General features: G+C 68.2%; 15 protein-coding genes. 1 reads left to right on the top strand and 14 read right to left on the bottom strand.

Annotated elements, in window-relative coordinates; translation table 11 throughout:
* Positions 1-763 precede the first annotated feature (763 nt).
* The 14 genes from ABZ646_RS28755 to ABZ646_RS28690 all read right to left on the bottom strand — a co-directional run bounded on the left by ABZ646_RS28755 (position 764) and on the right by ABZ646_RS28690 (position 9626).
* Positions 764-2065: a tyrosine-type recombinase/integrase gene (locus tag ABZ646_RS28755; RefSeq protein WP_360524885.1), complete on the bottom strand. Its 1302-nt coding sequence runs from the start codon at positions 2063-2065 to the stop codon at positions 764-766.
* Positions 2065-2247 carry a helix-turn-helix domain-containing protein gene (locus tag ABZ646_RS28750; protein ID WP_360524882.1) on the bottom strand — a complete coding sequence of 61 codons (183 nt, stop codon included), beginning with the start codon at positions 2245-2247 and terminating at the stop codon, positions 2065-2067. The genes ABZ646_RS28755 and ABZ646_RS28750 overlap by 1 nt, the downstream gene beginning before the upstream one ends.
* The gene (locus ABZ646_RS28745; protein ID WP_360524879.1) at positions 2240-3526 is read right to left on the bottom strand and encodes a replication initiator; all 1287 of its coding nucleotides are present in this window, start codon (positions 3524-3526) and stop codon (positions 2240-2242) included. Before ABZ646_RS28745 ends, ABZ646_RS28750 begins: the two co-directional genes overlap by 8 nt.
* A gap of 152 nt (positions 3527-3678) precedes the next feature.
* Complete coding sequence (locus tag ABZ646_RS28740) at positions 3679-3927, bottom strand: SpdD protein (RefSeq protein ID WP_360524888.1); 249 nt, start codon at positions 3925-3927, stop codon at positions 3679-3681.
* 17 nt (positions 3928-3944) lie between these two features.
* The gene (locus tag ABZ646_RS28735; RefSeq protein WP_360524876.1) at positions 3945-4139 is read right to left on the bottom strand and encodes a hypothetical protein; all 195 of its coding nucleotides are present in this window, start codon (positions 4137-4139) and stop codon (positions 3945-3947) included.
* 10 nt (positions 4140-4149) lie between these two features.
* The gene (locus ABZ646_RS28730) at positions 4150-4341 is read right to left on the bottom strand and encodes a mobile element transfer protein (RefSeq protein ID WP_360246300.1); all 192 of its coding nucleotides are present in this window, start codon (positions 4339-4341) and stop codon (positions 4150-4152) included.
* The gene (locus tag ABZ646_RS28725; RefSeq protein WP_360246298.1) at positions 4341-4541 is read right to left on the bottom strand and encodes a hypothetical protein; all 201 of its coding nucleotides are present in this window, start codon (positions 4539-4541) and stop codon (positions 4341-4343) included. The genes ABZ646_RS28730 and ABZ646_RS28725 overlap by 1 nt, the downstream gene beginning before the upstream one ends.
* A gap of 20 nt (positions 4542-4561) precedes the next feature.
* Positions 4562-5158 carry a DUF2637 domain-containing protein gene (locus tag ABZ646_RS28720; protein ID WP_360524873.1) on the bottom strand — a complete coding sequence of 199 codons (597 nt, stop codon included), beginning with the start codon at positions 5156-5158 and terminating at the stop codon, positions 4562-4564.
* Positions 5155-5412 carry a hypothetical protein gene (locus tag ABZ646_RS28715; protein WP_360524870.1) on the bottom strand — a complete coding sequence of 86 codons (258 nt, stop codon included), beginning with the start codon at positions 5410-5412 and terminating at the stop codon, positions 5155-5157. The genes ABZ646_RS28720 and ABZ646_RS28715 overlap by 4 nt, the downstream gene beginning before the upstream one ends.
* Before the next feature lie 82 nt (positions 5413-5494).
* Positions 5495-6868 (bottom strand): FtsK/SpoIIIE domain-containing protein, encoded by a 1374-nt coding sequence (locus ABZ646_RS28710; RefSeq protein ID WP_360524867.1) that lies wholly within the window; start codon positions 6866-6868, stop codon positions 5495-5497.
* A gap of 5 nt (positions 6869-6873) precedes the next feature.
* Positions 6874-7224 carry a hypothetical protein gene (locus ABZ646_RS28705; protein ID WP_360524864.1) on the bottom strand — a complete coding sequence of 117 codons (351 nt, stop codon included), beginning with the start codon at positions 7222-7224 and terminating at the stop codon, positions 6874-6876.
* Between the two features lie 123 nt (positions 7225-7347).
* Entirely contained in the window at positions 7348-8076 is a 729-nt protein-coding gene (locus ABZ646_RS28700) for a GntR family transcriptional regulator (RefSeq protein WP_360524861.1), read from the bottom strand.
* A 92-nt stretch (positions 8077-8168) separates the two neighbouring features.
* A complete protein-coding gene (locus tag ABZ646_RS28695; RefSeq protein ID WP_360524858.1) occupies positions 8169-8609 on the bottom strand; it encodes an ATP-binding protein in 441 nt (146 codons plus the stop codon).
* Positions 8610-8885: 276 nt separating this feature from the next.
* Complete coding sequence (locus ABZ646_RS28690; protein ID WP_360524855.1) at positions 8886-9626, bottom strand: GntR family transcriptional regulator; 741 nt, start codon at positions 9624-9626, stop codon at positions 8886-8888.
* Positions 9627-9769: 143 nt separating this feature from the next.
* Between ABZ646_RS28690 and ABZ646_RS28685 the strand changes: the two genes are divergently transcribed.
* A complete protein-coding gene (locus tag ABZ646_RS28685; RefSeq protein WP_360524852.1) occupies positions 9770-10864 on the top strand; it encodes a DUF1152 domain-containing protein in 1095 nt (364 codons plus the stop codon).
* The last annotated feature ends 356 nt before the right edge of the window (positions 10865-11220 follow it).

Genomic DNA, 11220 nt, shown 5'->3' with positions numbered 1-11220 from the left:
GAAGCCGAGCGCGTACTTGCCCCGCTCGCCCGCCTGCTCCACGAGACCGCGCGCCTCTCCAAATCCACGATACGGATCTTGAGACCTATGAGGAGATGGAGCACGCACTGCTTGGCACAATAGAGGGTGCTGAGATCAGCATAGGAAGAGGGCCGTGGACCCGCCCGGGTGGGTAGGTCCAGCACGTGGAGTCTTCCTGCTGGGGTCGGGGCCAAGCGCCCTGGCTCCAGCAGGGGCGCGACCTGGAGGTAAGTACCGTGGAGCGGATGCGACTGGTCGATCTGCTGGCAGACGACAGAGAGGTCTTCCGGTTGTGTAGGTCTGCTTTGGTTAGCGGCGCTGTATTCAAAGTCTGGGACGAGTCAACATCGACTCGACAGCTTACGTCTATCTATTCGCGTCGAATGCGAAATATTGCTCGAACTGGACAGCCGTCGATCGGACTCGCTGAAGCCGTAGCCGACCTAGAGGCTTGCCAGGAGTTGGAGCTTGCTATCGGATACGTGGATAGTCGCCCTCTTGGCGGATACTATTTCCAGCTATTCTTGACACCTGCTTTCGAAAAGGTGATCGCGTGTCTGGGAGTTCGACCATCGGCCGATGATAGTGACGCTGATATATCCGTCTGATTCGGTTGTGTCAGCCTTCCAATTTCCTTCATTTGGAATCGGATGGGGGATGCGCAGAGGTCCCACTGGGATTTGTTTCCGGTGGGACCTCTGCGGCGTTTCAGGAGGCCTGACGGCAGTAGTTGACGGCAACGTCAGCGGACGGATGCTGCACGAAGCGGTGGATCGTCACCGTCGTCGGGCTCGGTGAGGTTGCCGAGGGCGTGTCCGAGGAGGTCGATGGCTTGCCTCTGGAGTCGGAGGCGGACGTGGGCGTAGACCGTGGCGGTGACGCCGATGTGGGCGTGGCCGAGAAGTTCCTTGATGACGACGAGTTCGACGCCCTGTTCCAGGAGGAGGGTCGCGGTTGAGTGGCGGAGGTCGTGGAACCGGATCGGCCGTAGGTGGGCGTCGCGGAGTAGTGCGTTGAACTGCTTGGTGAGGGTGGTGGGTTCGATCAGGTGTCCGTCGGGTCGTGTGAAGACGTGGCCGGTGTCATGCCAGTCGGATCCCGTCTCCTCCTTCTCCTGTGCCTGATGCTCACGGTGAGCGCGGAGTGAGGTGACGCAGGAGGCGGGGAGGGCGATACGGCGTTCGGAGCTGATGGTCTTGGTGGGGAGGGTTGCCAGGCCGCGGCTGTTGGTGCGTTGGAGGGTGCGGCGGATGGTGGCGGTGCCGGCGTCGAGGTCGAGGTCTTCCCAGCGAAGGCCGAGGAGTTCGCCCCTGCGCAGGCCGGTGCGTAGGGCGAGTTCGAAGAGTGTGGCGTGCCGGTGGTTCTGGGCGGCGGCGAGGAAGCGTCGGGCTTCGTCGGTGGTGAGGGGGTTGAAGCGGCGGGGGCGGGGTGTGCCGGTGCGGACGTTGCGGGCGACGTTTCGGGGGATCTCCTCTTCGCGGACGGCGTGTTCCAGGGCGGATTTGAGTACGGAGTGGATGTAGGCGAGCGTGAGCGGGGAGAGGCGCTTGCGGCAGCACTGGCCGAGCGCGCAGCAGCGTGGGCGGCGGCCGGTCTGGGCGTCGGGCTTGCGGCGGGCGTCGATGCCGCGTGCGCAGCACTGGCAGACGGTCCGTAGTCCGTTGAGCCAGGTGCGGACGTCTTTGGCGGTGAGCTTGGCGAGCTTCTTCCGGCCGAGGCCGGGGATCAGGTAGTGCTCAACGACGGCCGTGTAATGGGTGTGGGTGGTCTCGCGGAGGTGGTGGACAGCGACGTTGTTCAGCCAGTAGGTGAGATAGGCGGCCACGCTGTCTTGGGCGGTGACGACAGGGACGCCGCGATTGCTGGCCGCGACCTTTTCGGTCAGCTTTGCCAGGGCCTCTTTGCGGGTGGCGGCGTAGACGCGGATGCGCTTGTGGGTGTTGCCAGGCGCGAGGACGTATCCGGCGGCTTCCCAACGGCCGTCCTTGCGCTGGTAGACGGTCCCCTCGCCGTTGGCGCGAGTCCTCTTGCGCGGTACGGGCATCAGGCGGCTTCTTCCAGGTGATGGCGGATGTATGTGTCGAGGGCAGAGGCCGGGATACGGCGGGCACGGCCGATCGTGAGGGAACGCAGTCGGCGGGAACGGATCAGGTCGTAGACCGTGGAGCGGCCCAGCCTCAGCCGTCGCATGACCTCTGGGACCGTCAGCAGCTCGTCGTCAGGCACGGGTGGGTTCTCCTTCCGTTCCGGGCGCTGGTTCGAGGGATGCGGCGAGCCAGGTCTCGGCCGCGCTGAGGCCGGTGCCGGCGAAGACCCAGTGGGCGAGGACGTGTGTCGTCTCGGGTTCACGCTCGGGCTGTGAGGCAGCGGCTTGTGCTTGGCGCCAGTCGGCGCGGGCGTTGCGTAGGGCGCCGAGGGTGGTGGAGTAGCGGCGGGACTTGGTGGAGAAGTGGCCGCGGAAGCCGAGCATGTGGGCCCAGGCGCGCAGGCGGAGGTGTTCGAGGTCCTTGCGGGCGCCGAGGGTCCAGGCGGTTCGGATGAGGCGCCGGGCGTGCTCGCTGATGTCGAGCTGGGCGAGTTCGGCGGCGAACTTCAGCGGCCGGTCGAGAGCTCCCGTGGCCGTCTCGGCGCCTTTGGTGGCGTACTTGGCGATGTAGGCGGCGACGGCGCGTTCGGTGAGTTCCTGGCCGCCGTCGAAGTCGGCGGAGCGGATCGGGCGGACGTCAAGCTGACGGCCGAAGGTGAAGGTGTGGGCGCGGCCGTCGAGGGCCGGCCCGTCGACGCGGACCTTGGAGGCAGCGGCGTCGATGGCGTCGGTGAGCAGTTTGGCAGTGGCCCAGGGCGGGGGTGGGGTGTCGCCGCCTGTCGGGCCGTCGAGGCGGATGACCGCGTGGAAGTGGACGGCGCCGCGCTTTTGGTACTCGGCGACCTTGGCGAAGGAGACGCGGGCGTGGTCGCGTAGGCGGCGCTGTGGCAGGCCCGCGCGCTTGGCGACCTCCCGGCGGAGGTAGATCGAGAAGCGCCGCCAGAGGGCACCCGCGTGGGCGTTCCAGAGAACGGCCGCTTCGTAGTCGTAGGTGTCCGGGTCGAGCGGAGCGCCAAGGGCGTCGTCCCCCTGGTCGTGGTGGGTGCCGCAGCGGCAGGCGCGGCCATCGGTGCGGCGGTTGTGGACCGGGCCGAAGCCCGGGGCGGTGAAGGTGGCGAAGACTCGGGGATGAGAGGCGACGTGTTCGGAGGTGCCCTTGCCGCCGCGCAGCCCAGCGGTGATCAGGTGGTAGGTGTCGCGGCGGTAGACCTCTGCGCAGGCAGCGCAGCGGGTCGCTCGTCGGTTGTTGCAGCGGACCAGGAGGTGACCGGCGGGGAGGGTGACCGAGTTGAGGCGGTGAAGGACTGTGCCGATCTCGCCGGTCGTGTGGTTGACGGCGTACTCGGTGCGGTGGCCGTCCAGACGGACGGAGTGGGCGCAGCCGCCGAGGCCCGCGAGCTGTCGCGCGAGGGCGGGCATGGTGCCGAGGGCTGCGAGGGTGCTCAGCTCCGCCAGCGGGGGCGGGGTCGAGTAGGTAAGGATGGGAGTCCCTTTCGGCTGTTTCGGTGGTTGGGAGGGACGGCCCCGGGACGGCGGGATGCTTGGCGGCTTGTTGCCGCCCCGGCGGCCGGTCAGCGCCTGTTGGCGTTGCTGAGGAGGGAGCGCAGGACCACGGCGGCGATGGCCACGGACACGGCCGTGACGGCGACGGCCGCCCGGAGTGCGGTGAGGACGATGCCGACGACGACCACGGCGGCGACCGCGCCCACGTAGGGGGTGAGCGGGCGGCCGGCGGACGGCACTGGTGCCTGTACCTGGTGCTGTGTGGTGATGGTGGTCGTGGGCAGGCGCGGAGATTCGGGAAGCTGCGGGCGGAACAACACGGCTGATCTCCTTGTCACTTGTCGGTGCCGTTGACGACGCCGACCCCGGTGCGGGTGCCGGTTTCGATGGCGGGGGCGAGGAAGGTGTGGGAGAGCCAGAAGCCGAACAGGGCGATCACGACGGCGACCCAGATGCGGATGCCGAGGAACTTGATCGCGGCCCAGGCGATGACGCCCAGGACGAAGACGAGCGGAAACGAGACGGTCACGGCGTTCTCCTCAGCGGACGCGGCAGCGATGGGTGCGGGCGGCCAGTTCGGCAGCGGTGCGGCTGTCGTAGTCGGCGGAGAAGCCACAGCGTGGAGCCGTGCAGACGGCAGCGTGCTTTTCGCGGCCGCGGCCGTCGTAGTACGTGCCGACCTGCACGGGACCGATGCGGACGACGCGACGGAAGCGGGGGTTTGCGGGCATCAGGGCAGCTCCTTCGGTTCGTCGTGGTTCTCGCCGGTGAAGTCGGCGACGTGGTTGAGCAGCCATCGCCGGATCTCGTCGCCCTCGTACTCGTCGGCGGTGAGGATCACGGGTTCGGCGATGAGCATTGCTTCGGTGAGGCGGTTCTGGCGGGTCAGCTCGGCAGCCCGGTTGAGGGCGCGGAGCGTGGAGGGACGCATGTGCGGAAGTGCTCCAGAGTTCAGGTGAGTTGGGTGGCGATGGCTTCGGCGAGCGGCAGCGGTACGCCGAGCCGGGCGCGGAGGGTCGGGGTGTCGATAGGGGTTCCGGTACGGGCGCGGTGGTCGTCGGCGACCTTGCGGGCATGGGCGACCAGGGCGGGCGGGACGGGGGTGGCAGGCTGCGGCGACGTCGCGGAGCCCGCTTCGACGGCGGGCGGTTCGGACACCGGGACCGAGACCGCTTCGGGTTCTTCGATCGCGCCGTGGGCGAGGAGCGTCCCGCCGAGGAAGGCGACCGCGGGCCATCCGGCGACGAGGATGCGCAGCCAGGCCGGTACGGCGCCCAGGTCGAGCAGGCCTGCCGTGGCGACGTTGGCGCCGAGCGAGGCGGTCAGCGCGACGAGGAACCAGCACCATCCGGCCGCTTTCGATCCGCCGGAGCGCAGTCGCCGCCAGGCCGCCACCAAGAGCAGGTCGACGGAGACCGGATAGGCCCACGCCTTCCAGCCGTCCTGTCCGGCAGCGGCGGCCAGATCATGAAGGTGGGCAAAGGAGAGCGCGGCGGCGATCAGGGCTTGGACGAGTACGGCGTCCAGGCGGACGGGCAGCCGTGTCACGGTCCCTCGTCCCCGTCCGTCTCGTCGGGCAGGGCGGCGGCGTAGGCCTCCAGGGCCGTGACGTAGTCGGCGCAGGCGGCCGACAGCTCACGGGCGAACGCCAGGTGTTCGACGATGGGCACCCGGCCGAAGGCCGACACGGCCAGGGAGTGATTCTCACCGTCGAGGGTGAGGATCGGGGTACGGGTCGTGCCGTACCGGCTGAGGCGGACGGTGGTGTTGCGGTCCGCGTAGAAGGCCATGGATGCGGTCATGAGCGTTCTTCTCCGATTCGGGCATGGCGGGGGTAGGGACATGGCGCGGGACGGCCGCGCCAGCCGGTGCTTCGGGGTGGGGCTACTCGGTGACGGGGCGGGGAGCGGTCGCTGCCCCGGAGGCCGCTACGGGCGCGGGCGGGACGTACGGCCGGAAAGGAGCGAGCGCGGCTACGTCCGGGGCGAGGTGTGCCGACTCACGGCAGACGGCGGCAGCCTCGGCGAGGGACAGGTACGGGGTGCGGATGCGGGACCAGCCGCCCGAGGTGTCGCCGGCGGCGGCGAGGCCCGGCAGTTCGGGGGCGATGGAGCAGGCCGCGTAGACCGCTTCGGGCGCGATGTCGCCGAGGGCCATTTTGGCGGAGGCTTCGTCGTTGACGCGGTGGCAGACGCGGCCGGTCAGCTGGGCCCGGAGCATGGTCGCGCCCTTGCCGAGTTCGGCGCCGAAGCGCTGTCCGCAGACTTCGAGGTAGATGCCGGCCGCGCGGCCGAGCTGGGCGAGCCGGATGAGGTGGGTGACCATCTCGTCCCGACGCTCCTCGTCCTTACGCGTGGCCACCAGGAAGAGTTCCGCCACCTCGTCCACAAACAGCACGATGGGAGAGGGGCGTTCGTTCTCCGGCAGGCCCCAGACGTCCGAGGTGATCTCCTCGTCCGGAGTGGTGGGCGCGATGCCCTGCCGTGCCTTGATCAGGTCGTATCGGTCCTCCATTTCCTTGACCAGGACGGGCAGCAGTTCGGCCGCTTCGTCCGGATCGGTCGCCAGCGCGGAGAGCCGTGAGGCGAACGGCGCCAGCTCGACGCCGCGCTTGCAGTCGATACCGACCAGGGCGACGGGCTGAACCGCGAGGCCGGTGATGAGGTGTCGCAGGTACATGGACTTGCCGGACAGCGTGGCGCCGAGAACGAGTTCATGCGGTACGGCGCGGTAGTCGCGGACAAACGCGGTCGCGTCCTCCCGCAGCGCCACCGGCACCCGCAGAAGCCCACCGTCGACACGGCGCGGCATCCGCACCTTGCGTAAGACGTCGTAGCCGACGAGCCGCAGTTCGACCACACCGGGCTTGACGTCCCGCAGGTACACGGCGTGAACACCCCAGGCATGCCGCAGCCGTTCGGCCGAAGCGGCCACGTCCGCCGGTTCCTGCCCGGGGGCGAGCCGCAGCCGTACCCGGAAGCCGGTCGAGCTGGGCCGGATCACTCCGCGACGCGGGGGAACCGGCCGGACCTCCCGTCGGGTGGTGGCGCGGACGGCCAGAGCCCGCCAGCGGGAAGGCTCGACGGTCAGCCCGCACGCGTCCATGGTCGAGGAGTACGAGGCCAGCAGTCGGCCCACCGAGAGCGGCAGCCCGACCGTGGACCAGTACGCCGCCGGGTGGGCGTGCCGGGCGTAGGCCGCGCCGCCTATCACGGCGAGCGGTCCGCCCAGCTCGGCCAACGTCACCAGGTCGGTCACGTCGATCAGCCCGCCTGAGCCATCTGGAACGCGCCCGGCATGACGGCCGTGGCGCGGTAGGCGATGCCATGCCGCTCCCGCCCGTTGAACACGCTCTGCCAGGGCCGGGCGACGAGCCCAGGCAGCGAGACCGGGGCACCGACGGTGAGCCCGTCCGTGACACCGCTCTCGGGAATGGTGACCTGGATCAGCGACGACTCACCCTCGTCGATGTAGACGACGCCGACGGTCATCAGCGCCTCACCGCTCACGGCGTCCTTGGCGATCTCACCGGTCTGCCGGTCACGCACCTTCGGCGCCGGCGCTTCGGTGAGGAGGATCGTCGCGGTCGAGGCGTCTACTCGGATCACACGCACAGAGATTTCTCCTTCTGAGTCGGTCCACCCGCCACCTGACAGGTTGACTTAGCAAGTCCGAAGTTAGAGATGCCAAGTTGACTTGTCAAGCTCGATTGGAGGGGAACTGGGCCCAGACAGGGCTCAGTTCAGGCGGTAGGTGTCTTCCAGTTCCTGCCGATCGGCAGGAAGCAGCACGTCAGAGACTTGCAGCGCCCGACCGGAGGCATCCAGCGCGACGACCAGGACGCTGAGAACTGGTACGCCGTCGGGAAGGTCGAGCAGCTCAGCCTCACCACGCTCCGGCACCCGAGCCGAGACGCGCTCAGTCACATGGTCGAAGCGCACCTTCTTCCTCGACTCGAGATGGGCCCGAGTGCCACCGCTCAAGGGGGCGGCACTCTCCAACTCGGTGCCCTCGACCAGGCCAGCAGGGAAGTACGACGAGACCAGTTCCACGGGTTCGCCGTCCTCCATGACGAGGAACCGGCGTACGAGAACCTTGGTGCGCTTCGGCAGCCCCAGAACGGAGGCGACGCGCGCCGGCGCAGGAACCTGACCAACCTCTACCAGCCGCCCCGGACTCTGCGCTTCGTCACGCGCGAGTGCTTCACTTCCCCGGCGGTCCTTGTGCTCAACGACGGCCGGGCGCCCGCGCACGATGGTGCCGTACCCCTGCCGGGACTCCAGCCAGCCGTCACGCTTCAACAGCTCCAGCGCCCGGACGACGGTCGGGCGGGACATCCCGAAGGCCTGAACCAGTTGGTTCTCACTGGGCACGCGGCCACCGGGCGGATACGTGCCGTCCTCGATGCGCTGCTGGATGGTCTGGGCGAGGCGTACGTACTTCGGTGGTTCCACTTCATACGCCATGAATGCCGCCGCCCGTCGAGACTGGCCAAGTCAACTGGTCAACCAGACTAGCGCTACACGCATCTATAGATGCGTTAGGGTGGGGCAATTTTTCAGGCAGGCCAGGCATCGGCGACCACGAAGGAGACCACCGTCCCGCCGAAGCGGCTGGGCCCGGAGTGCCAAGAGTCGGCGATCGAATCGACCAGCAGAAGCCCGCGCCCATGCGCGTCGTTGGCATCGGGCCGCCGTAGCCGCACGTTCGCCGGGAAGCCGGGATTGTGCACCTCGACCCGCAGCGAAGTGCCGTCCCGGAACCACTCGACCCGCACCAGCCACGGATCATCAGCCTGCCCATAGCGGATCGCGTTGGTAACCAGTTCCGAGACCATCAGCACGCAGTCCTCTACCGAGCAGGCCGGGTTGTACGGGGCGATGAACTTCCGGAACCAGCGACGGGCCCGGGGAACGGACTCCGGGCCCGGATGCAACGTCATCGCCCCGAGCCGCGGTGAGCCCTCAGAGGGGTCGCGGTCGATCGTGTAAGCCGCCATTCGCGCTCACTCCTTGCCGCTGCCGTCGCAGTCGAGGCAGCGCCGCTTTGATGTGGCACGGGTGCGGTCGGCGGCAGAGGAGAGTGCCAGGGACGTGCGTGATCCAACGCGCTTCCAGCCACGTCCCCGGCAACTACGGCAAGGTAAATGCGCTCCCTGGTCCGGCCGCTGACTCGTCACGCCGTGCCCCCTTCCACTCAAGTGGCCTTAGCCACTTACTGGATAGCGGCATTAGCCACTCACGCTGCGCAAGCGGTTCTGCGAAGTGGCGCTCAGTCAGGTCAGTGGATACCCCTGTTCGAAGGCCCAACGGTTCGGCGGGTAGGTGGCTTCGGCGAACTCCAAGGGCCGGTCCTGGAGGTCGAAGACGACGTGATGCACGATCAGCGCCGCAGAACCACGCTCAAGCCGGAGGTCTGCCACCTCCTCGTCCGTCGCCTGCCGGGCGCACATGCGGTCCTCCGCATAACTCCCCTGCCGCCCCGTCATGTTCTCGACGTACATCAGGGTGCCTTCCTGGATCCGCTCCGGCTCCAGGAGCTTGGGCGCCCGCTGCCCCACGTCCGGGGCGAACCACGAAGTCGACAGCGTGATCGGCCCGTCCTGGTTGTTGGTCACCCGCCGGCGATGCACGGCCCGGCGGTCCTTCAGCAGCCCCAGGGCCTCAGCGACATGGTCCGGTGCGTCCAGCCACCCGGCCGAGGTGATCACCGCGTACTCACCGGCCGTGTAGATCTTCCCGGTCTGCCGAGCCCGCCCGTACAACTCCCGTGCCCGTCGGTTCACTTCCAGGCTTCGTACGTACGTCCCGGATCCCTGCCGCTTCTCGACGAGCCCTTGATGACTCAGCGCCTCCAACGACCGGGCAGCCGTCGGCCTGGACACCTTCCAGTCAGCCGCCAGTTGCCGCTCCGAGGGAACCTCGTCTCCGGGCCGCAGGTCACCTCGAAGGATCTGATCGCGGATGAAGTGCGCGATCTGGAGATACTTCGGCTGAGCCTCCTCGATCTGGGGCATGTGCCCTCCTTGCTCATTGAGCCCTGGCCATGTGGTGGGGAAGCCCACTACCCAGCTGGAGCCTGCTTATAGACGTACAGTGGCTATAGCCTCTAGCCACTATAGAGTGAGTGGTCAAGGGCCGACCCCGTAGTGTGTAGACCATGACGCGGTTGATCGTCGCAGCAGGAGGAGGGGGTGACGCCGTCGCCGCCGCAATGCTTCACGCGGCCCTGTACGACGGCGACGACCAGGCGGTGATCCTCACTTACGCATGGGATCGCTTGCTCATCGACCCGATTCCGGGCCCCCGAGGAGCCGACGATTTCAGCGGTCTCGAACCACTCACCCCAGCGGTCTGGAAGGTACCGGCGGCGGCCCGCCCCATCGCGCCGGCTGGTTCGACGCTTCCCCGACTCGCGACAGAACTCCCACACGCGTTCGCGTTGATCGACCCGAGCCGGGGCGCCGAGGGCGTCACGCACCAGGTCGAAGAACTCATTACCCGCCTACGGCCGACCACGATCGACCTCCTGGACGTGGGCGGTGACGTGCTGGCCCGAGGCGACGAGCCGACCCTGAAGAGCCCACTCGCCGATTCCCTGACCCTGGCAGCGTGCGCCCAAGTGAACGCGTCCGTCCGACTGTTGGTGGCAGGACCCGGCCTGGACGGCGAGCTGTCGCACGACGACCTGCGAGGTGTACTGGGTCCCCTAATCCACACCTTCACGGCGAAGGACGCGGAACCGGTCAGCTCGATCCTGGAGTGGCACCCCTCCGAAGCGACCGGCATGCTCGCGGCGACGGCCCGAGGAGTACGCGGTACCTGTGAGGTCCGGGACGCCGGCCTTCCTATTCCCCTCACCGACGAGAGCCCGACAGTCCACGAGGTCGACCTGGACGACGCGCTCAACCGCAACGAGTTGGCCCGCGCCATCTTGGCGACAGCTTCCCTGGACGAGGTAGAGGGGTTCAGCCGCGAGATCTGCGGCTTCTCGGAAATCGACTACGAGCGCAACAAGGCGCTGTGGCTCAAGGAGCAGCAGCCGGTGAAGCTCGACCCCGACACCGTGCTGACCCAGCTCGGCCAGTTCGAGGCGGAGGCCCGAGGCCGCGGAGTCACCCACACGACGTTCCGCCACCTCACCGAGGCCCTGAACCTCGACGGCTCACAGCGCGATGACCTGCGCCGATTGCTCATCAACAGCCGACCGGAGCAGTACGCGCCACCGCTCTGGCACATCCCAGCCGCATCCTGAGTAACAACCTTCTTTACGGGTTCAAGGCGGCTCGCCTACGGCGGGCCGCGCGCGCTGGCGGCCACGGGCCGCCGCCGCTCCTTGTCTCCGCCACCGCTCCGCGGCCCGCGCCCACTCAGCGCGCAACACCACCAAGGCGGGCAACCCGACCAATGATCCTCGCCAGGCTCTGCAAATGACTGGATGGGCGCTGCCTAAGCGGCGATCGCACTGCCCATCCGGCCACCGGGCGAGCCGACCACAGACGGAGCTTATGCATCAGGTAGCTGCGCCGACGCCTAGGCCGAATAGGCGACGAGACCCGTAACGGAACGAAGAAGCGTGGCTGAGGTCAGTGGTGGGTTGCTGGAAGCACA

It is taken from the genome of Streptomyces sp. NPDC007162 (genome assembly GCF_040634175.1).
Lineage (GTDB): Bacteria > Actinomycetota > Actinomycetes > Streptomycetales > Streptomycetaceae > Streptomyces.
Note: the sequence above shows the minus strand (reverse complement) of the source record. Positions and strands in the feature narration are given on the sequence as shown.